The 21205-nt window shown below is 66.0% G+C and carries 17 protein-coding genes and 3 tRNA genes; 15 read left to right on the top strand and 5 right to left on the bottom strand.

Translation table 11 applies throughout. The features are described 5' to 3' along the window. Positions 1–274: 274 nt before the first annotated feature. The 3 genes from AB6730_RS18465 to AB6730_RS18455 are packed head-to-tail and all read left to right on the top strand — an operon-like array spanning position 275 to position 2791. Entirely contained in the window at positions 275–1393 is a 1119-nt protein-coding gene (locus AB6730_RS18465; protein WP_371025053.1) for an MFS transporter, read from the top strand. A 10-nt stretch (positions 1394–1403) separates the two neighbouring features. Further along, positions 1404–2024: an HAD family hydrolase gene (locus AB6730_RS18460; protein WP_371025052.1), complete on the top strand. Its 621-nt coding sequence runs from the start codon at positions 1404–1406 to the stop codon at positions 2022–2024. Next, a complete protein-coding gene (locus tag AB6730_RS18455) occupies positions 2021–2791 on the top strand; it encodes a DeoR/GlpR family DNA-binding transcription regulator (RefSeq protein WP_371025051.1) in 771 nt (256 codons plus the stop codon). Before AB6730_RS18460 ends, AB6730_RS18455 begins: the two co-directional genes overlap by 4 nt. Positions 2792–3047: 256 nt before the next feature. Here AB6730_RS18455 and ppsA read toward each other — a convergent pair whose 3' ends face one another. Continuing rightward, entirely contained in the window at positions 3048–5420 is a 2373-nt protein-coding gene (ppsA, locus tag AB6730_RS18450; protein WP_371025050.1) for a phosphoenolpyruvate synthase, read from the bottom strand. A 189-nt stretch (positions 5421–5609) separates the two neighbouring features. On the opposite strand from ppsA, the gene AB6730_RS18445 reads away from it, so the two are divergent. Beyond that, positions 5610–6425, top strand: a complete 816-nt coding sequence (locus tag AB6730_RS18445; protein WP_371025049.1) for a pyruvate, water dikinase regulatory protein — start codon at positions 5610–5612, stop codon at positions 6423–6425. A 31-nt stretch (positions 6426–6456) separates the two neighbouring features. Then, a complete protein-coding gene (locus tag AB6730_RS18440) occupies positions 6457–6933 on the top strand; it encodes a DUF1249 domain-containing protein (RefSeq protein WP_371025048.1) in 477 nt (158 codons plus the stop codon). Positions 6934–6979: 46 nt separating this feature from the next. Here AB6730_RS18440 and AB6730_RS18435 read toward each other — a convergent pair. The 3 genes from AB6730_RS18435 to AB6730_RS18425 all read right to left on the bottom strand — a co-directional run bounded on the left by AB6730_RS18435 (position 6980) and on the right by AB6730_RS18425 (position 7287). Continuing rightward, a tRNA-Asp gene (locus tag AB6730_RS18435) sits at positions 6980–7056 on the bottom strand. Positions 7057–7124: 68 nt separating this feature from the next. After that, positions 7125–7200: transfer RNA gene (locus AB6730_RS18430), tRNA-Glu, on the bottom strand. An 11-nt stretch (positions 7201–7211) separates the two neighbouring features. Next, positions 7212–7287 (bottom strand) — tRNA-Ala (locus AB6730_RS18425). Between the two features lie 182 nt (positions 7288–7469). On the opposite strand from AB6730_RS18425, the gene AB6730_RS18420 reads away from it, so the two are divergent. The 5 genes from AB6730_RS18420 to AB6730_RS18400 all read left to right on the top strand — a co-directional run bounded on the left by AB6730_RS18420 (position 7470) and on the right by AB6730_RS18400 (position 12739). Further along, positions 7470–9230: a cation:proton antiporter gene (locus AB6730_RS18420; RefSeq protein ID WP_371025047.1), complete on the top strand. Its 1761-nt coding sequence runs from the start codon at positions 7470–7472 to the stop codon at positions 9228–9230. Positions 9231–9393: 163 nt separating this feature from the next. Beyond that, entirely contained in the window at positions 9394–10176 is a 783-nt protein-coding gene (locus tag AB6730_RS18415; RefSeq protein WP_306846304.1) for an FKBP-type peptidyl-prolyl cis-trans isomerase, read from the top strand. Positions 10177–10484: 308 nt separating this feature from the next. Then, a complete protein-coding gene (locus AB6730_RS18410; protein ID WP_371025046.1) occupies positions 10485–11834 on the top strand; it encodes a UDP-glucose/GDP-mannose dehydrogenase family protein in 1350 nt (449 codons plus the stop codon). Next, positions 11827–12039 carry a SlyX family protein gene (locus AB6730_RS18405; protein ID WP_306846309.1) on the top strand — a complete coding sequence of 71 codons (213 nt, stop codon included), beginning with the start codon at positions 11827–11829 and terminating at the stop codon, positions 12037–12039. The genes AB6730_RS18410 and AB6730_RS18405 overlap by 8 nt, the downstream gene beginning before the upstream one ends. 25 nt (positions 12040–12064) lie before the next feature. Next, positions 12065–12739: a DUF2058 domain-containing protein gene (locus AB6730_RS18400; RefSeq protein WP_371025045.1), complete on the top strand. Its 675-nt coding sequence runs from the start codon at positions 12065–12067 to the stop codon at positions 12737–12739. A gap of 180 nt (positions 12740–12919) precedes the next feature. On the opposite strand, the gene AB6730_RS18395 is transcribed toward AB6730_RS18400, so the two are convergent. Then, positions 12920–14977, bottom strand: coding sequence for a 3-hydroxyacyl-CoA dehydrogenase NAD-binding domain-containing protein (locus tag AB6730_RS18395; RefSeq protein WP_371025055.1), 2058 nt, complete (start codon positions 14975–14977; stop codon positions 12920–12922). A 162-nt stretch (positions 14978–15139) separates the two neighbouring features. Here AB6730_RS18395 and AB6730_RS18390 point away from each other — a divergent pair, with 162 nt between their 5' ends. The 5 genes from AB6730_RS18390 to AB6730_RS18370 all read left to right on the top strand — a co-directional run bounded on the left by AB6730_RS18390 (position 15140) and on the right by AB6730_RS18370 (position 21100). After that, on the top strand, positions 15140–15622 hold the full coding sequence (locus AB6730_RS18390; protein WP_371025044.1) for a hypothetical protein: 483 nt from the start codon (positions 15140–15142) through the stop codon (positions 15620–15622). A 13-nt stretch (positions 15623–15635) separates the two neighbouring features. Further along, positions 15636–18152, top strand: a complete 2517-nt coding sequence (locus tag AB6730_RS18385) for a putative bifunctional diguanylate cyclase/phosphodiesterase (RefSeq protein ID WP_371025043.1) — start codon at positions 15636–15638, stop codon at positions 18150–18152. 157 nt (positions 18153–18309) lie between these two features. After that, positions 18310–18906: an RNA polymerase sigma factor RpoE gene (rpoE, locus tag AB6730_RS18380; protein WP_306846319.1), complete on the top strand. Its 597-nt coding sequence runs from the start codon at positions 18310–18312 to the stop codon at positions 18904–18906. Continuing rightward, positions 18903–19553: a sigma-E factor negative regulatory protein gene (locus AB6730_RS18375; RefSeq protein ID WP_371025042.1), complete on the top strand. Its 651-nt coding sequence runs from the start codon at positions 18903–18905 to the stop codon at positions 19551–19553. Before rpoE ends, AB6730_RS18375 begins: the two co-directional genes overlap by 4 nt. 125 nt (positions 19554–19678) lie before the next feature. Next, complete coding sequence (locus AB6730_RS18370; protein ID WP_371025041.1) at positions 19679–21100, top strand: DegQ family serine endoprotease; 1422 nt, start codon at positions 19679–19681, stop codon at positions 21098–21100. Positions 21101–21205: the final 105 nt, after the last annotated feature.

Here is a 21205-nt window from a genome sequence, read left to right as displayed (position 1 = left end):
GGAGCCGAATCGAAAACCCCCGCCCGACCGTCCGAGCCCGAAGGGGCGCCAGCCATCGAACACGGCCGCGCAGCGGCATCCTTTCCCCAAGGGACGGCGCCGCCTGTCGCGCCGAGGGTGGCGCCCGGCAGCTCCCCCGCCACGCCGCACACGGCGAACGCGAGGGCGAAGCCGAGCCCAACACCCTTTAAAACACAAAAGGTGCTCCAAAAGACTTGCACGTTTGTGCACGTTTGCATACATTGATGCGCATTCGCCATCCATGGAAATCCGCATGAAACCCGCGCGCGCCACCCGATTGATCTTTCTCCTTTCCGGCATCGGCATGGCCAGCTGGGCCCCGATGGTTCCGTATGCCAAGGCGAGGCTCGGGCTCGACGATGCGACGCTTGGCCTGGTGCTCCTGTGCATGGGCTGCGGGGCGGTCGCCGCCATGCCCCTGGCGGGGTTCCTGACCCATCGTTACGGGAACCGCGATGTCATCGGCGTCAGCGGATTGCTGGTCTGCGTGGCTTTGCCCCTGCTGACGATCACTCCCAACGCTTATTGGCTCGGTGCCGCCTTGTTGTTCTTCGGTGCCGCGCTGGGCGTGGTCGACGTGGCCATGAATGCCCACGCGGTGGATGTGGAAAAGCATGCGGGCAAGCCGATGATGTCGGGCTTCCATGGCCTTTTCAGCGTAGGCGGCCTCGTCGGTTCGGCAGGCATGGCGGCACTGTTGAAGGCGGGTGCGCCGCTGACCGGCAGCGCGTTGGCCGTGTCGGCGGCCTTGCTCGTCATCGTCGTGACGCAGTGGAGGCACTTCCTGGTTCGACTCGACGATTCCGACCAGTCGCATTCCATCTTCCGCATGCCCTCGGCATCGGTATTCCTGCTGGGTTTCCTCTGCCTGGTGGTGTTCCTCGCCGAAGGCGCGATGCTGGACTGGAGCGCCGTGTTCCTGCGTTTCTCGCGCGGATTCGATCCTTCGCTGGCTGGCCTGGGCTATGCCGCGTTCTCCATCGCGATGGCCTGCGGCCGCTTGCTCGGCGATCGCATCACGGCCTCGGTGGGGCCGGTGACGATCGTGCGCGTGGGCGCCCTCCTGGCCGCGCTCGGTTTCTTCCTCGCCACCGCCTTGCCCTGGGGGCCGACCGCGATGCTGGGCTTCGTCCTGGTAGGCATCGGCGCATCGAATATCGTCCCCGTGCTGTTCAGCGCGGCCGGACGCCAGCCGGGCACGTCGCCCGGGATCGCCATCGCCACGGTCACGTCGCTGGGCTACGCGGGCATGCTCGCCGGCCCGGCGGCCATCGGTTTCGCCGCCCACCTGAGCAGCTTGTCGCTGGCCCTTTGCGGGGTGGCCGTGTTGCTCGTGGTCGTATCAATCTGCGCGTCCATCGCGCGCCGCTAAGGATCGTTCCATGCATACCAAACGCGATGTCGTCATCTTCGATTTCGGCGGTGTCCTGATCGACTGGAATCCGCGTTACCTGTACCGCAAGCTGTTCGGCGACGACGAGGAGGCGATGGAAGCCTTCCTGGCCGAGGTGACCACGCCGGAATGGAACCTGCAGCAGGACGCCGGTCGCTCCTGGGACGAGGCGGTGCGCCTGCTCACCGCGGAGCATCCCACCAAGGCCGAACTCATCGCGGCCTACCAGCACCGTTGGGAAGAAACGCTCGGCGGCGCGATCGACGACAGCCTGCATATCCTGCGCGAACTGAAGGAGGCCGGGCATCCCCTCTACGGCCTTACCAACTGGTCGCACGAAACCTTCCCGTTCGCCCGCGAGCGCTTCGATTTCCTCACCCTTTTCGACGGCATCGTCGTCTCGGGCGAGGAAGGCATGATCAAGCCGGACCCGAAGCTATACCGGACCTTGCTGGAACGCTATGACATCGATCCCACGCGCGCGGTGTTCATCGACGACAACAAGGTCAACGTGGATGCCGCCGAAGCGCTCGGTATCCATGGCATCCACTTCCACACGCCCCGGCAACTGCGGGCGGAACTGATCGAACTGGGTTTCCTCCCGGCATGAATGCGCCGCTCGACACGACGTTGCCCCGCGAGCGCGAACAGCTGATCCTCGAGCGCTTGCGCCGCGAGGGAAAGGTCGTCGCCGCCGACCTCGCACAGGAGTTCCGTGTATCGGAGGATTCGATCCGTCGCGACCTGCGCGATCTGGCCGCGCAAGGACTATGCCGCCGTGTCTATGGTGGTGCCCTGCTCGCGGTGAATATCCCCCCGCTGGGCGAGCGTCACGGCGAGCGGACGGAACTCAAGCGCGAACTCGCACGGACGGCGATCGGTCTCGTCGGGCGTGGGCAGATACTGTTCATCGACGCGGGCTCGACCAATACCGTGTTGGCGAAGATGTTGCCGGAAAACAGTGACCTCACCGTCGTGACGAATGCGCCGGACGTGGCGTTGGCGGTGCTCGGCCGTCCCGGTTTCGACGTGATCGTGCTGGGTGGGAAGCTCGATCCGGCCATTGGCGGCGCGATTGGTTCGCGTACGGTTCGCCAGGCACAGGACATCCGCGCGGACCTCTGTTTTCCGGGGGTGTGCGCCATCGATCCCGAGCGTGGGCTATGGACCTACGACGAGGAAGAGACCGTGTTCAAGCAGGCGATCATCGAGGCCAGCGGCGAGACGGTGGCGATCGCCACGCCGGACAAGCTGGTGGCGTCGGCGACGCACCATACGGTGCCGATCACGGGCATCGCGCATTTGGTGGTGGCGGCGGATACGGATGCGGCGGTGGTGGAGCGGTATCGTGCGGCGGGGGTGACGGTGCATTTGTAGGTCTATCGCCGCTGAAGCGGCTCCCACACGAAGCGGCTTCTAAAAGAAGTGGCTTCCAGAAGAAATGGCTCCCACAAAAGCAGCTGCCGTAAAGAGCATCGCCGACAGGGTCGGCTCCCACCAAGCCGCGACAGCCTGGTGGGAGCCGACCCTGTCGGCGATGGGGAACAAGACAACCCAACAGGCAAAGACAACCCATCAAAACGGGGCAGCCCACGGAAAATGGAGGCGGCCCTCAGGACCGCCTCTGTCTTCCTCAACCGGCCTTTTTCTTGGCCAACCGCAGCCAGGTGTCGACCACGGTGTCCGGGTTGAGCGACATCGATTCGATGCCCTGTTCCATCAGCCACTCCGCCAGGTCCGGATGATCGGACGGGCCCTGGCCGCAGATGCCGACGTACTTGCCCTTGTCGCGTGCCGTCTTGATCGCCATGGCGAGCAGCTTCTTCACCGCCGCGTCGCGTTCGTCGAACAGGTGGGCCACGATGCTCGAATCGCGATCCAGGCCCAGGGTGAGCTGGGTGAGGTCGTTCGAGCCGATGGAGAAGCCATCGAAGATGTCGAGGAATTCGTCCGCCAGCAGGGCGTTGGACGGCACCTCGCACATCATGATCACCTTCAGGTCGTGCTCACCCTGGACGAGGCCGTTCTGGCGAAGCACCTCGATCACCTTGCGGCCCTCGTCGAGCGTGCGCACGAAGGGAATCATCACCCACACATTGGTGAGCCCCATGACCTCGCGCACGTACTTGGCTGCCTTGCACTCCAGCGCGAACGACGCGGCGAAGCCCGGATCGACATAACGGCTGGCGCCGCGGTAGCCGATCATCGGGTTCTCCTCGTGCGGTTCGTAGCGCGAACCGCCGATCAGGCCCGCGTACTCGTTCGACTTGAAATCGGACAAGCGCACGATCACCGGCTTCGGGTACACCGATGCGGCGATGGTCGCGATGCCTTCGGCGAGGCGGTCGACGTAGAAGGAGACCGGGTCCTTGTAGCCCTGGATGCGCGCATCGATACGCGCCTTGGTTTCCGCATCCTGCTTGCCGTATTCCAGCAAGGCCTTCGGATGCACGCCGATGTGGCTGGCGATGATCATTTCCAGGCGTGCCAGGCCGATGCCGGCATTGGGCAGCATGCCGAAATCGAAGGCGCGTTCCGGGTTGGCCACGTTCATCATGATCTTCAGTGGCGCTTCCGGCATCGCGCCGAGGTCGGCGGTGATGCGGTCGAACTTCAGCGTGCCTTCGTAGATCGTGCCGGTGTCGCCTTCGGCGCAGGAGACGGTGACTTCCGCGCCGTCGGGAATCGTCTCCAGCGCGTTGCCGCAGCCGACCACGGCCGGCACGCCCAACTCGCGGGCGATGATCGCCGCGTGGCAGGTACGGCCGCCGCGATTGGTCACGATCGCCGCGGCACGCTTCATCACCGGCTCCCAATCGGGATCGGTCATGTCGGCCACGAGCACGTCGCCGGGCTGGACCTTGTTCATGTCGGCGAGCGAGCGGATGACGCGGGCCTTGCCGGCACCGATCTTCTGGCCGATGGCGCGGCCCTCGGTGAGCACCTTGCCCTTTTCGTTGAGCTGGAAGCGCTCCAGCGTGGTCGCGTGGTCGCGCGATTTCACCGTCTCCGGGCGCGCCTGCACGATGTAGAGCTTGCCGGTATGACCGTCCTTCGCCCACTCGATGTCCATCGGACGGCCGTAGTGCTTCTCGATGATGAGCGCCTGGCGCGAGAGTTCTTCCACGTCGGCGTCGGCGATGCAGAAGCGATGACGGTCGTCGACCGGCGTCTCCTCGATGCGCACGCGTTCGCCCGGCTGGTCGGAATAGACCATGCGCTGCTGCTTCGCGCCGAGGCTGCGGCGGAGCACGGCCGGCTTGCCTTCGCGCAGCGTGGGCTTGAAGACGTAGAACTCATCCGGGTTGACGGCGCCCTGCACGACCATCTCGCCCAACCCATACGAGCCGGTGACGAAGACCACGTCGCGGAATCCGGATTCGGTATCGAGGGTGAACAGCACGCCGGACGCGCCGACGTCGGAACGGACCATCAACTGCACGCCGGCGGAGAGGAACACGTCCTCGTGCTTGAAGCCCTGGTGCACGCGGTAGGCGATGGCCCGGTCGTTGTAGAGCGAGGCGAAAACCTCCTTCACCTTGTGCAGCACATCGTCGATGCCGACGACGTTGAGGAAGGTTTCCTGCTGGCCCGCGAACGAGGCGTCCGGAAGGTCCTCGGCCGTGGCGGAGGAACGCACGGCCACCGCGATATCGGTGGCCCCGGCATCCTTGCACAGCTTGATGTAGGCATCGCGGATGGCCTGCTCGAGGTCGGCGGGCAGGGCGGTATCGACGATCCAGCCGCGGATCTCCTTGCCACCGCGGGTCAGTTCGTCCACGTCGTCCACGTCCAGCGTGGCCAGGCGCTCCTGGATACGCTTCGCGAGGCCGCTCTTCTCGAGGTAGGTCTGGAAGGCGTCGGCCGTGGTGGCGAAACCGCCAGGTACGGAGACACCCAGTTTCGCCAGGTTGCCGATCATCTCGCCAAGGGAGGCGTTTTTGCCGCCCACCTTGCCCAGGTCGGTCATGCGTAGCGCGTCGAGCCAAAGTACCAGGTCGCTCAAGGGAAGATCCTCACAATCGGTTCGTCGGTTTTGCGGCGGGCCGCGCTAGAAAATCCATACATTGTCGGGGGGCGGTCGGCGCGGAAACAAGGCGCGATGCACAAACGTTCAGCGATGATGCGGGGTGGATTGTTATCGCGGCGTCTTGAGCTAAGGTGGATCCATGGACCACCGCAGGGAAATCGACCGATGCGTCGCACCGTGTTCTTCATCTCCGACTCCACCGGCATCACGGCCGAGACCATCGGCAACAGCATGCTGGCCCAGTTCGAGGGGGTGCAGTTCGATACCCACCGGCTGCCTTTCATCGATAACGCGGCCAAGGCCGAGGCGGCCAGCCTGCGGATCAAGACCAAGTACGCCCAGGACGGCCAGCGGCCCATCGTGGTCAATACGATGACCTCGCGGACGTTATGCGACATCGTGGCCGGCAGCGGGGCACTGATGCTCGACGTCTTCGCCCCCTTCATCGAGCCGCTGGAGGCGGAACTGGGCGCGAAGCAGTCCGGCGCGGTCAACCGTTCGCACGGCCTGGTCGATTTCGAGCGCTACGAGGCCCGTATCGAGGCCACCAACTACGCCCTGGCCCACGACGACGGGCTGGACGTGGACTACAACCAGGCCGACGTGGTGCTGGTGGGGGTCTCCCGTTCGGGCAAGACGCCCACCTGCCTTTACATGGCCTTGCATTACGGCGTCTGCGCCGCCAATTATCCGCTCACGGACGACGACCTCGACAAGCTGGAGCTGCCGACGCGTCTACGCCCTTATCGCAGCCGGTTGTTCGGTCTCACCATCGACCCGATCCGCCTGGCGCAGATCCGCGAGCAGCGCCGTCCCGGCAGCCGCTACGCCACGCTGAAGCAGTGTCGCTGGGAACTCGAACAGGCCGACAGGCTGATGCGACGGGAGAACATCCCGGTCCTCAACACGACGCACACCTCGATCGAGGAGATTTCGAGCAAGATCTTCGAGTACCTCGGTATCGAACGCCACATGTATTAGACGAGAACGTTTACGGAGTACCGCCACCCCCATGACCGCCGTCATCGAACGCCCCATCGCCCTTATCCCGGGACGCTTCGAGTTCCTGATGGGACTCTATGCGGAGAACTACCACCGGCTGGCACGGCTGTTCGCACCGCAGCGGCTGGCACCGGGGCGGTATGTCTCGGACGTGGACGATGGACTGAAGGTGCGCCTGGACGTGCAGGAAAAGCATCCGTACACGCTGGAGCTCGAACTCACCTACGACTTCGTCGACGAGGCGACGGGGCAGCCTTCGCCTTCGGCGCAGCTGCGCATGTATACCGATGCGCACGTGGCGGAGGCCATGCATTGTCATCCGGGCCGCAAGCTGTGGCAGGTGCTGGGGCCGTTTCCGCCCGCGCGCACGGTGTTGCAGCACCGGCTGCGCATGAACGGCTTCCTCAGCCGCTGGCTGGAATACCTGGCCGAGCAGGGCCATTCGATAGGCACCCTCGAACGCCTGGGCGATGTCCCCGGCGAGTGAGCAGGCAAAAAAAACCCGCCGGAAGGCGGGATTCTCTTGGAAGTAATGGCGGAGCGGACGGGACTCGAACCCGCGACCTCCGGCGTGACAGGCCAGCATTCTAACCGACTGAACTACCGCTCCACACTACGTTCCACTTCCAACAACAACCAACTTCCTTCGTCCTTTACACTCTTCGGCGAACCGAAAAGTGGCGTCCCCACGGGGATTCGAACCCCGGTCGCCACCGTGAAAGGGTGATGTCCTAGGCCTCTAGACGATGGGGACGTACTAGAAGTTGGTGGAGCCAGCCGGGATCGAACCGGCGACCTCCTGCATGCCATGCAGGCGCTCTCCCAGCTGAGCTATGGCCCCCTGCTGGAAGCCGCAAAGATTACGTCCGACCCGTGACTTCGTCAAGCATTCGTTACATTTTTTTTGAATTTATTTTCGAAAAAAGGGGAATGCCGAGACCTGGCACGTACTTGCGGCGAAGTGCGTGTGCTTCGGCCGCGGCACACCGGTTAACCTGTCCTTCCATACCTACAGGGACAGGCATGCACGGCATCGTTTTCATCCAGGACCTGGCGACGGTGATGCTCGTCGCCGGACTCACGACGGTGCTTTTCCAGCGCCTCAGGCAGCCCGTGGTGCTCGGCTACATCATCGCCGGTGTGCTCATCGGCCCGCATACGCTGCCGGTGATCTTCATCCACGACGAGGAAACGATCCGCACCTTGTCCGAACTGGGCATGATCCTCCTGCTGTTCGCGCTGGGCCTGGAGTTCAGCCTGAAAAAGCTGCGCGCGGTGGGCGGCGCCGCCCTGGTCGCCGCCTTCGCCGAAATCGTGTTGATGGTCTGGATCGGGTACGAGATCGGGCGGTTCTTCGGCTGGTCGACCATGGATTCGCTGTTCCTCGGCGCCATGCTTTCGATTTCCTCCACCACGATCATCATGAAGGCGCTGGAAGACCTGGGCCTGAAGCGCGAGCGCTTCGCCCAGCTGATGTTCGGCATCCTCATCGTCGAGGACCTGCTGGCGATCGTGCTGATGGCCCTGCTGACCGGTATCGCCGGGACCGGCGGTGTCGAAGCGGGGCAGGCGCTGGCGGCGGTCGGCCGGCTGGGTCTTTTCATGGCGGTGTCGCTGGTGGTGGGCCTGCTGCTCGTGCCGCGCGTCGTCGACTACATAGCGCGGGTGAGCCGCAACGACGTGTTGCTGGTGGCCGTGCTCGGCATCTGCTTCGGTTTCTGCCTGCTGGTGACGGAAATGGGTTACAGCGTGGCGCTGGGAGCTTTCATGATCGGCGCGATCGTCGCGGAATCGGAAAGCGTGACGCGGATCGAACGCATCGTGATGCCGGTGCGCGACATGTTCAGTGCGATCTTCTTCGTCGCCATCGGCATGCTGATCGACCCCGATCTCCTGCTGAAATACGCCTGGCCGATCACGGTGGTCACGATCGCGGTGGTCCTGGGCAAGGTCATCACCTGCAGTTTCGGCAGTTTCGTGGCGGGCAACGACGGGCGCACCTCGCTTCGCGTGGGCATGGGCCTGGCGCAGATCGGCGAGTTCTCGTTCGTCATCGCCTCGCTCGGCCTGACGCTCAAGGTGACCAGCGATTTCCTCTATCCCGTGGCCGTGGCGGTATCGGCCATCACCACCTTCCTCACGCCTTACCTCATCCGTTCGTCGGACCCGCTGGCGCGATTCATGGGCCGGACCCTGCCGTCGCGCTTCACGGGCGTGTTCGCCGCCTACACGGAATGGATGGGTAATCTCGGCCTGCAAGGGCAGGGCGCCGTCGTGATGAAGATGATCCGCCGGCTGGTCTGGCACGTCATCATCAACACGGCCCTGGTGGTCGCCGTGTTCATCATCGTGGCCTTCGCCTATCGCCGCGGCTTCCTGCACCTGGACATGTTCAGCGACCGGCCGACGGTGCAGCGTAGCCTGGCCTGGTCCCTCGCGGCGCTGCTCTCCCTGCCGATGGTCGTGGCCACCTACCGCAAGGCCGGGGCCCTGGGCATGCTGCTGGCGGAATTGTCCATTCCGGACCGGTTCGGTGCCCGCACCTACACGATCCGCTCGGTGCTGGCCCGGATCATTCCCCTGGTGGCCATGCTGGTGATCGGGCTGCTGGTCGCGGCGCTCGCCTCGACCATCCTGCCGCCGCGGGAGGTCGCCCTGGTCCTGGTCCTGATCGGCATCGGCCTGACCTGGCTGCTCTGGCGGGTGCTGGTCCAGGTCCATGCCCGGCTCCAGGCCGCCATCCGCGATACCCTGGAAAAGCCGGGGCAGGACCGCCACGAGTGACCCAGTCCTCATTTCGATGAAAGGTTCCTGAACTTTTGATGTGAAACCTTGTCTCTCGCCCCGTCATTGCAAGCAGGGCGCGAACCACCGCACAATGGCGTTTCCGCCTCCACAAGGAGGTGTACCGGCGGCGTCGCCGATCTTTCTAGAGAGGGAGTACCGAATGAAGCACTTTTTGCGTCCCACGATGACGGCCGTCGCCCTGGCGGTTGCGCTGGGTACGGCCGCGGGCGCATCCGCCCAGGCCGCCAAGCCGGCCGCCTCCGCGGCACCGGTCGATAAACAGAAGGCCAGCTACGTCGTGGGTTGGGACCTCGCCAGCTCGCTTCCGCCGCTCGTCGCGAAGGAAGTCGATGCCGCCACGGTCGCCAAGGCGCTGCAGGCTGCGCTGTCGGGCCAGAAGCCGACCATGTCGGAAGCCGAGGCCAAGTCGGTTCGCGAAGCGTTCGTCGCCCAGCTGAAGGTCAAGGCCGAGGCCGAGTACAACAAGGTCGCCGCCCAGAACAAGCAGGAAGGCGATGCGTTCCTTGCCAAGAACAAGTCGGCTGCCGGCGTGAAGGTCACGTCCTCGGGCCTGCAGTACCAGGTCGTCCAGGCCGGTACCGGCCAGCGTCCGGGTCCGAACGACACCGTGACCATCAACTACACCGGCACCTTCGTGAACGGCGAGAAGTTTGACTCCTCGGCCGATCACCAGCCGGCCGGTCCGGCCCAGATCCCGCTCGCCGCGGTGATCCCGGGCTTCCGCGAGGGCCTGCAGCTGATGCAGACCGGCGGCAAGTACAAGCTGTTCATCCCGTCGAACATCGCTTACGGCGCCAAGCCGGAAAACGGCTTCCCGCCGAACGCGACGATCATCTTCGACGTCGAACTGCTCAAGACCGGCCCGACCCCGGCTGGCCAGGGCCCGGGTGCTCCGGGTGCCGCGCCGCAGGGTGGCAAGTAAGCCTTAAAGGCTTACCGGCAACATCGAAAGGGCGCGGAGCGATCCGCGCCCTTTTTCTTTGATGGGAGTCCGATCTTTGATGGGAGTCCGAGGTCTCGCCACACCCTGATGGGAGCCGACCTTGTCGGCGATCCCGCGGCAGCGGGCAAGGTTGCGGCATGCACCCATCGCCGACAGGGTCGGCTCCCACCAAGGCATGGCTCCCACCAAGACTTCAGCTCCACCGTAGGTCATCTTGGTTTGTTTGCCGCGCGTGCCGGACTACAATTGACCGTTACGACGAGCCTGTCGAAAGCTCCGGGAGCTTCATGAAAGTCACGATCTTTGGAACCGGCTACGTGGGTCTCGTCACGGGGGCCTGCCTCGCCGAGATGGGCAACCACGTCGTCTGCGTGGATGTCGACGCCGGCAAGGTCGAACGCCTGAAGCAGGGTGATGTCCCGATTTACGAGCCGGGCCTGGAGCCCATGGTCATCCGCAACCATGCGGACGGGCGCCTCGATTTCACGACGGTTGCCGCACCGGCCATCGCCCATGCCGACATCGTGTTCATCGCGGTCGGCACGCCGCCCGACGAGGATGGCAGCGCCGACCTGCAGTATGTGCTGGCCGTGGCGAAGACCATCGGCGATCACATCGATCGCTATACCGTGGTGGTGAACAAATCGACCGTGCCCGTGGGCACCGCCGATCGCGTGCGCGCCGCGGTGGCGGCACGATTGGAGAAGCGCGGCGTCGACGTACCGTTCGATGTCGTTTCCAATCCGGAATTCCTGAAGGAGGGCGACGCCGTCGAGGATTGCCTGCGTCCGGATCGCATCATCGTCGGCGCCTCCAGCCAGAAGGCCATCGGCGTGCTGCGGAAACTGTACGCGGCGTTCAATCGCAACCACGACCGCATGGTGGTGATGGACGAGCGTTCGGCCGAACTGACCAAGTACGCCGCGAACGCGATGCTGGCGACGAAGATCAGCTTCATGAACGAGATCGCCAATATCGCCGAGCACGTCGGCGCCGATGTGGAACTGGTTCGCCAGGGTATCGGTGCCGATCCGCGCATCGGTTATCACTTCATCTATCCCGGCGCCGGTTACGGCGGCTCCTGCTTCCCGAAGGATGTGCAGGCGCTGGCGCGCACCGCCCACTCGGTCGGCTACGAAGCGCGCCTGCTCGACGCGGTGGAGGCGGTGAACGATGCGCAGAAGTCGCGACTGTTCGCCCTGCTTTCGAAGCATTTCGATGGCAAGCTGAAAGGCCGCACCATCGCCGTGTGGGGCCTGGCCTTCAAGCCCAATACCGACGACATGCGCGAAGCCTCCAGCCGCCGCCTCATGGAACAGTTGTGGGAGGCCGGTGCGCGCGTTCGCGCGTTCGACCCGGAAGCCGCGGAAGAAACCCATCGCATCTACGGCGATCGTGACGACCTCGCGCTGGTCGAGCGTCCTTACGCCGCGCTGGAAGGCGCCGATGCACTGGTCATCGTCACCGAATGGAAGGCTTTCCGCAGCCCCGATTTCGGGCGCGTGAAATCGTTGCTCGTATCGCCGGTGATTTTCGACGGCCGCAATCTTTACGATCCGGTCGTGGTCGAGGAAGCCGGCATCGCGTACTACGGCATCGGCCGTGGCCGTAGCCTGGCAGGGCGTGAACATGGCTGACCTGGACGAACGCGTGGTCGAACTCGAGGTGCGCCTCGCTTTCATCGACGACACCGTCAATGCGCTTTCATCGGCCGACGCGGAAATCGCCCGCCGGCTCGACCTACTGGAACGAGCCGTGCGCGACCTGCGCTCGGATCTCGTGAACATGCGCGCGGGGCTGGGCAGCGATGCCGCCAACGAGCCCCCGCCGCCGCACTACTGAAGCATTCGAACGAGCCTTACCGATCATGGCAGAGTCCCTGCGCGACCAGTTGTTGAAGAGTGGCCTCGTGAAGGAAATTCGCGAGGAAAAACGGAAGCCGGCGCCGCCGTCGCGGCAAGCTGGCAATACCTCCGCCAGCGGCCAACCGTATGCCGGCGATCGCCCGAAGCAGGGCGGCAAGCCGCACGGTGGCGGCAACACACGGAACCAGGGCGGTCCGAATCAGGCAGGCCGTCCGCCGCGCCACGCGGGCAAGCCGGGCGTGCCTGGGCAACGCCCGCCGCGCAAGGACGGCGAGATCGACCTCGCCAAGGCCTATGCGATCCGCGCGCAGAATGAAGCCGCCGAGCGCCGCAGGGTGGAAGCGGAAGCGGCCGAGCAGGCACGGTTACGCAAGGAGAAGAAGCGCAAGGTCGAGGAACTGCTGAAAGGGAAGGCGTTGAACCTGCCCGACGCCGACCAGGTGCGTCATTTTCCGTATGGCGAAAAGATTCGCCGCGTATACGTCGACACCGCGCAACTGGCCGCCTTGAATGCCGGGGAACTGGGCGTCGTGCAGCAGGGTGGGCGTTACCTGGTGGTGGACAAGGCGGTGATCGAGGAACTGCGCGGCATCGCGCCGGAGTTCATCGCGTTGATGGTCGATCCGAACGCGGCGGACGAGTCGGATGATGGGGTGCCTGACGATTTGATGTGGTGAGGCTGCGCTGATCGCCGCTGAACCGGCTTCCCACCAAAGCAAAAGCATCGCCGCTGAAGCGGCTTCCTACCGATCAAGAGCATCGCCGACAGGGTCGGCTCCCACCCAAGACCTGCGCAGGTCTTGGTGGGAGCCAACCCTGTCGGCGATGGCGCGGAGCCTTGAGTAGCAGCTGCCAGGCTAAGCCGCCGGAGCGGTCAACTCCGGATTCTCCCAACCTTCCTTCCGGGCGAAGCGCGCGCCGTGCTTCTGCTCCAGCTTCGCCAGGCGCTCGCGCACCGTGGCCACGCCTTCGCTGCGCACGTACTGGATGGGGCCACCACGGAAGGGTGCGAAGCCCGTGCCGAAGATGACGCCCGCATCGAGCAGGTCGGCATCGTCGACGACGTTCTCGGCCAGGCAGGCGATGGCTTCGTTGATCATGGGCAGGATCATGCGGTCCTGGATGTCCGCTGGCGGGACGTAGTCCGGATCGACTTCCGGCTTGTCCGGCTTGCCGTCCTTCCACACGTACAGGCCTTCGCCATCCTTCTTGCCGCGCTTGTTCGCGGCGAGCCTGTCTTCCAGGCCTTGGGGAATCTCCAGGCCGAGGAACGGCGCGAGTTCCTTGCCGACCGAGGCGCAGACGTCGAGCCCGACGGTATCGGCCAGTTCGATCGGGCCCATGGGCATGCCGAACTTCTTCGCTTCGCGGTCGAGCACCGGTCCCGGCACGCCTTCGTTGTACAGGCGCATCGCTTCCATCAGGTAGGGCATGAGGATGCGGTTGACCAGGAAGCCCGGCGTTCCCTTCACCGGCACGGGAAGCTTGCCGATCGCCTTGCAGAAGGCGAGCGCGCGCTTCTCGATCGCGGGATCGAGGGCATCGTGGCGCACCACTTCCACCAGCGGCATCTGCGCCACCGGGTTGAAGAAATGCAGGCCGAGGAAACGTTGCGGCGCCTTCAGACCCTGGCGGAGTTCGTCAAGCGGAATGGACGACGTGTTGCTGGCGAGGATCTCGTCGGCCTGGAATTGCGGCTCGATCGCCGCATAGAGCGCGTGCTTGGCTTCGGGGTTCTCGAAGATGGCCTCGATGGCGAGGTCGGCATCGGCGACGCCCTTGCCCTCCACGTCGGCGCGCAGGCGTGCGACGGCGGCATCGACCTTGGCCGGCGCCCTCAGTTTCTTCTCGAACAACGCACGGGCACGCTTGATCGCGGGTTCGACGAAACGCAGTTCGCGGTCTTGCAGTGTCACGTCGAAGCCCTTGAGCGCGGACCATGCGGCGATATCGCCACCCATCGTGCCGGCGCCCACCACGTGCACGTGCTTGATGCCGTGGTCCGTCCCGCCGCCGAGCCCCTTGAGCCGTTCCTGCAGGAAGAAGATGCGGATGAGGTTACGCGCGGTCGACGTCGTGGCGAGCTTCGCCACCGACTTCGCCTCGAGCTTGAGGCGTTGCTGGATATTGCCGCCGCCGCGCGCCCAGACGTCGATCAACGCGAACGGGGCGGGGTAATGCTCGCGACGCACCTTGGCGGCCGTCTGCTTGCGCACCATGGGCGCGAGGATGGTCCGCACGGGCAAGGTGTTCGTGGCCCATGCCTTGGCCCGCTGCGCGAACGGCCGCACCTGCGGACGCCTTGCCAGGTCGCGGGCCTCGGCCAGCAGTTCGTCGGGACGGGCGAGCCGATCGACCAGGCCGACGGCCTTCGCACGGCGTGCGTTGAACGGTTTTCCCGTGAGCATCGCCGGCAACGCGTCCGGTGCGCCGATCAGGCGCGGCAGGCGGGCACTGCCTCCCCATCCCGGATGGATGCCGAGCATGACCTCGGGCAAGCCGATCTTCGTGGCGTCGTCATCGGCGGCGATGCGCAGGCGGCAGGCCAGCGCGAGTTCGGCACCGCCGCCCATGCAGGCGCCGTGGATGGCGGCGACGGTCGGGCAGGGCATGCGGGCGAGGTTTTCGAACACGCGCTGGCCGTTCTCGATATTGTCGAGCACGGTGCCGGTTTGCGCGTACTCCACGAATTCCCGGATATCGGCGCCCACCGCGAAACCCATCGGTTTCGCCGAGTGGATGACGACTCCCTTTGGGTTTTCGATGGCCAGGCGCTCGACGAGGGTGCCCAGTTCGTCGAGCACCTCGCGCGACAGCGCATTGGCGCTGGCGCCCTCGCGGTCGAGGGTGAGGACGACGATGCCGTCGTCGCCCACGCTGGTCTTCCAGTGCTTGAATCGAAGTCCTTCGAACATGGCGGGTCGTACGGTGGCGAATGAGCGCATCACCATACCTTTCCGCCGGGACGAATGCGAGATACCCCGCCGTATGGCGTGTCCCGGGGCGGGTGGGACGACGGCTGGCGCGGGGCCGGGGATGGGCGGATACTTCGCGCCACTCAAGCCGACCGACCGCCGATGTCCGTGGATGCCAACGTAGGAAACGATGTCTTCGACCGCATTCTGTCGGCCTCGGGACCCCTGGTCGCCCTGAAGACGAACGATCCGGCCCTGCTGGTCGAGCAATTCCGCCTGGTCGCCCGGCGCACCGGGCAGGCCGTCTACCTGTGGCGCCATGCCGAAGGGCTGGTGAGCCTGCGCGACGCGCAGATGCGCGTGCCAGGCTGCCTGCGCCTGGGTGACGCCCTGCGCTACATCTCGCAGAGCCTCCACTTCGGCGTGTACCTCCTGGACATGCCCGCCGGCGTGCCCAGCGCCACCGACGGTGCACTTTTACGGCAACTTTCGCGCGCGCAGACCGGACATGTCCGCCGGGTCGTGCTGCTCGGCGCGAGCCCCAGCCTGCTCGCCACGTTCGAGAGCGACGTGGTGCGCGTGGAAGCCGACTGGCACGCGCGCTCGGCGACACCGCGGTTGCGCGACGGCCGCTGGGTGGTCTGAGCGAATGGCAGGCATGAAGGAATCCATCGGCGTGCTCATCTTCACGCCGCGGCGGGATATCCGCCGCGCGGTCTTCGACGCGCTCGACAGGGACGGCGATTTCGTACTGCTGAGCGCGCGCGACGCCACCCAGCTGGAAGCGCTGCTCGCCGACGCACCGCCCTTGCACGTGGCCGTGTTCGGCGCGGATGGCAGCGCGGACATGGCACAGGGCCTGCGCATCCTGCGTGCCTCGCCGAGGTATGCCGCGGTGCCGGTCGTCCATGTCGTCGACGACCATCCGGGCGTGGCACCGGAAGGCGCCGTGGACTGGCTGCGCGAAGGCGCCATCGGCGTCGAACTGGCGCAACGGGTGCGAGCGGCCGTTCGTGGGCCGGCCCCGGCGGTCGGCCCCGAACCCCAAGACTGGCGCTTCGCCTTCGACGCCGGCGCGGCCTGGGTGATCGCCTCGACACCCGGCGGATGCGTCATCGAGAGCGGTGCCGCCATGGATAGGCTCTTCGCCGGCGACGGGCCCGTGCAAGGGCGCCTGTTGGCGGAGATGTTCGCGCTGGCGGACGGCGCCGCATGGCCGGTGCCCGATGGCGAGGGCCTGGCTTGCACCCTGCGCCGTCGTGACGGTGGCGACATCGGGGGCGAGGTCGACGTGCGCCATATCGTCGATCGTGGCGAACACCGCATCGCCGTCGGTTTCCGCGACATGCGCGCGGTGGACATGGCGGAGCGCGCACTGTCCCTGCTCGCCGTGCTGGACGCGTGTTCCAGTGACGACGAAGGGATGGGCGAGGCCGCGGCGATGCTCGCCGATGCCCTCGAACTCGACGTCGTGGCCGTATGGTCGGCGTTTCCCGAGAGCGAATACGGCCCTGAAGTGCTGGCGCGGATATGGAACGGGCCCGGTTCCGTCGAATGGCCCGACGCCTCCGACCTGCCGTTGCTCAAGGTATGCCTGGGCGGCGAGACGCTGTCGCGGCTCGGTGCCGGCGAGGACGCGCCGGTGACCGATCCCCTCATCGACACGCTGGGCCTGCGTTCCTACGTCTTGCTGCCCCTGCTGGACGAGCGCCGCAGCGTGCTCGGCGCCTTGCTCGCCGGCCGTCGCCGGACGGCGGGCGACGCACGTGTCCTCGGCCCCGCGCTGCGCGCGGCCACCGCCCGGTTCGCTTCCGCGCTCGAGTTGCGCCGGGCGCGTGAGCAGGGCCGGGTGCGCGGGCTCATCGACATGCTCACCGGCCTGCCGAACCGGCTGCTCTTCAACGACCGGCTCGAGACCACGATCCGCGAAGCGGAACGCACGGGCGAATGCTTCGCCACGCTGCTGGTCGACCTCGACCGCTTCAAGGGCATCAACGAGACGCTGGGTCACGGCGTGGGCGACCAGGTGCTCACCGCCCTGGCCAAGCGCCTGCGCGCCAGCGTGCGAGCCTCCGACACCGTCGCGCGCTATGCGGGCGACGAGTTCACCCTGATCCTGCGCCACATCATCAAGCGCGACGACGTGCTGCGCATCGCCGAAAAAATAGTGCAGGCCATGGAGGTGCCGTTATCGCTGGAGGACGGTTCCGAGCTCCAGGCGACCATCTCGGTCGGTATCTCGTTCTTTCCCGACGACGCCGTCGAGGGCGAACTGCTCCTGCGCCATGCCGACGAGGCGATGTACGGCGCGAAGAGCCTGGGCCGCAACAACTACCAGATCTACGCCGCCAACGTGGACGCCGCGCAGCAACAGCAGGCCGAACTGAAGGTTCGCCTGCGCCACGCGGTACGCAACGACGAACTGCGCGTGTTCTACCAGCCGCAGGTCGATGCCGTCACCGAGGACATCATCGGCATGGAGGCGCTGGTCCGCTGGGAACATCCCGAACTGGGCATGATCAGCCCGGCGTTCTTCATCCCGCTGGCCGAGGCGAGCGGCTTGATCGTACCGATCGGCGAGTGGGTGCTGCGCACGGCCTGCGCGCAGGCCCGGGCATGGGAAGCGCGGTACGGACTGGGCTTGCGCATCGGCGTGAACCTGTCGGCGGTGCAACTCATGCAGCAGAACCTCGCGGCCGTCGTGGCCTCCGCGCTACAGGACACGGGGCTGGACCCGCGGCAACTCGAGCTCGAGGTCACCGAAAGCATCAGCGTGAAGACCGTGCCACACCTGGTCGAGACGCTCGACGCGCTGCACGCGATGGGCTGCGGCATCGCCATCGACGATTTCGGCACCGGCGCCGCCTCGCTCGACTACCTGCGCCGGCTGCCGGCCGACCGGATCAAGATCGACCAGAGCTTCGTCCGCAACATCGGCGTGGACCCCGACGACGAAGCCATCGTCCGCGCCACCATCGACATGGCCCACCGGCTCAAGCGCGGGGTGGTGGCCGAGGGCGTCGAGATCGAGCAGCACCTGCAGTTCCTGCGTGCGAACGGCTGCGACGAATTGCAGGGATACCTGTTCTGCCGGCCGCTGCCCGTGCCCAGCTTCGAGAAGCTGCTGGCCGAACGCGAACGGCTGGTGAGCGAAGGGCGGGCCATCCCGGCCTGATACCCTGTGGAGGTGGGGCTCCGCTTGAGGTCCAGGTTCGGGCCCGCATGTCTCCCCGTGGGGACGACTCCGGACCGTCCACAATGAACTTGCACGGCGCCCGCATGTCTCAGCTGCGCCCGCGACTGGCCCCGATAGAGTTGAGGAGACGGCCCGGATGGGCGAAAACGAATTGGATCAAGCACTTGTCGAACGGGTGCAGCAAGGGGATCGCCGCGCCTTCGACCTGCTGGTCCGCAAGTACCAGCACAAGGTCATCGCGCTGATCTCGCGCTACGTGCACGACCGGACCGAGTGCGAGGACATCGCCCAGGAGGCTTTCGTGCGCGCGTGGCGCGCGCTGAAGTCCTTCCGCGGCGAGAGCGCTTTCTATACCTGGCTGTACAAGATCGCCGTGAACACGGCCAAGAACCACCTGGTGGCCATGGGCCGCCGCCCGCCCACCGGCGATATCGACATCGAGGATGCCGTCTACGTGCCGGGGGCCACCCGCATGCACGAGAGCGCCACCCCCGAGCGCGAAATGATGCGTGAACAGGTGGAACAAACGGTGTTTTCCACTGTCCAAGCCTTGCCCGAAGAGCTTCGGGCCGCGATTACCCTGCGCGAGGTGGATGGCAAGAGCTACGAGGAGATTGCCGTCATCATGGACTGTCCCATCGGAACCGTCCGTTCGCGTATTTTCAGGGCTCGTGAAGCCATCGACCAGAAACTGCGGCCGCTGTTGTCCGACCGCGAGGACCACAACCCATGAGCGAAGCCAATCGGGAAATTCTCTCCGCCGGTATGGATGGAGAGCTGTCACGGGAGGAAATCCGCTTCCTGCTACGTCGTCTCGAGGCCGATCCGGTCCTCGCCGATACGTGGGCGCGGTTCCACGTGGCGCGTGACGGTCTGCGCAAGCAGGGTGCGCCGCTGGTCTCCAGCGATTTCGCCAGCCGGGTCATGGCCGCCATCGAGGCGGAGCCCGGTGCCGCGGCCGCCCCCCCGCGCCGTCGCTGGTTGCAGTGGTCGGCGGGTGGCGCCATCGCCGCCAGTGTCGCGGTCGCCGCGTTGATGATCTCCCAGCCCGCCGGCAACCGCCCGGGCACGGCGGATGTCGCCCAGCACGCACCCACGGTAGGCGATTCCCCGCTGGCCGACGCCACGCCCGCGCCTGCCGCGGCACCCGTCGCGCCGCAGTGGCTCAGCGGTGGCAGCATGGCCTCCCAGTTCACCCAGAAGGCCGCCTTCGACAGTTCGGAAGACGGTGGAGCCTCGGCCTACCTGCCGCGTTCCACGCCTTACCAGATTCACCGCGCCCGGGCCGCCACAGCCCCGGAAGGCAATGGCTACATGCTGATGATCCGTCCCGACGGTACCCGGTATGTGCAGCCGGTCGTCGTGCCGCAGGCTCGCTGAGCCGCGGCGCATGTTCCACGCGCGCCTGACGTCCCCAGGCGCGCTTATTCTCCAGGTTCAGTAACGATACGTGCGGGGTCATTCCTCGCACGGGCAGCCGTGGTTAGGTAAAAAGGAGGAAATCGATGGCTCTCTGGCATGCACGCGCGCTACTTGGTGGCGCCCTGCTCGTGGTAACCGCAGGCGCCCAGGCGCAAGCGTTACCGGATTTCACCGGCATCGTCGAAAAGAACGCGCCCGCCGTGGTCCACGTGGAAGCGAAGACCACGGGCGCGGCCCGCAAGGCGCGCGGCGGCCCCGACGCGGCTCCCGACGACCAGGAAGAACTGCTGCGGCGTTTCTTCGGCATGCCTGGCGTGCCCACGCCGCCGCGTGAGCAGACCTCGCTGGGTTCGGGCTTCATCATTTCCGCGGATGGCTACATCCTCACCAACGACCACGTCGTCGACGATGCCGACGAGGTGAAGGTCCGCCTGCAGGATCGCCGCACCTTCACCGCGAAGGTCGTCGGCAAGGACCCCCAGTACGATATCGCATTGTTGAAAGTCGATGGCGGTGCGTTGCCCACGGTCACCATCGGCGATTCGCGCACCGTGAAGCGGGGCCAGTGGGCCCTCGCCATCGGCTCGCCGTTCGGCCTGGACGCCACCGTGACCCACGGCATCATCAGCGCCGTCGGCCGTAACCTCGGCAGCGGCGACCAGCCGTATACCTCCTTCATCCAGACGGACGTGCCGATCAATCGTGGCAACTCGGGTGGGCCGCTATTCAACCTCCAGGGCCAGGTCATCGGCGTGAACTCGCAGATCTACTCCACCTCGGGCGGTTACCAGGGCCTTTCGTTCTCGATCCCGATCGACGTCGCGATGAACGTCGTGCAGCAGATCAAGGACAAGGGCTACGTGTCGAGGGGCATGCTCGGCGTCACCGTGCAGCCGGTCGACCAGTTCGTGAAGAATCTCGACCTTCCCGACGCCAACGGCGCCCTCGTGGCGCAGGTCACGCCCGGAAGCGGCGCCGACAAGGCCGGTATCAAGCAGGGCGACGTCATCCTCTCGTTCAACGGCACGCCGATCACCCAGTCGCCCGACCTGCCGCCCCTGGTCGGCATCACCAAGCCGGGTTCCACGGCGAAGGTGGAGATCCTGCGCGACCACAAGAAGCAGGTGCTCGACGTCAAGGTCGGCGAGCTGCCGCGCGACAAGAGCGCCCTGGCCGCCGCGGCCGGTGGCGACGAAGGCTCGGCCGGCGGTTCGGCCGCGGCCCTGGGCATGTCGGTGCAGGACATCGATGCCTCGGCCCGCGCGGAACTCGGCCTGAAGGCGGGCGAGGGCGTCGTGGTCAGCCGGATCACCGGCCGCGCCGCGGCGAGCGCCGGCCTGCAAGCGGGTGACGTGATCCTCATGGTCAACCAGAAGCGCGTCGGCAGCGCCACCGCCTTCCGCGATGCCGTGAAGGGGATCAAGCCGGGCGATACGGCCATGCTGCTGGTCCGCCGCGACGATTCCACCCGCTTCGTCGGGGTCACCGTCCCCAGCGAGCGCTGAGGGTCCGGCCGGCCGCCGCTCGGCGGCGGTCGGCCTTCCATGCGATAATGCGGGATTCGCGCTGGCCAAAAGGCCGGCGCGCGTCGTTCGCGCCGCGAGCGATGG

Origin of the sequence: Luteibacter sp. RCC_6_2 (genome assembly GCF_041360655.1) — a bacterium.
Classification (GTDB): domain Bacteria; phylum Pseudomonadota; class Gammaproteobacteria; order Xanthomonadales; family Rhodanobacteraceae; genus Luteibacter.
The sequence above is the reverse complement of the archived record's forward strand: the minus strand, read 5'-3'. Positions and strand labels throughout refer to the sequence as shown.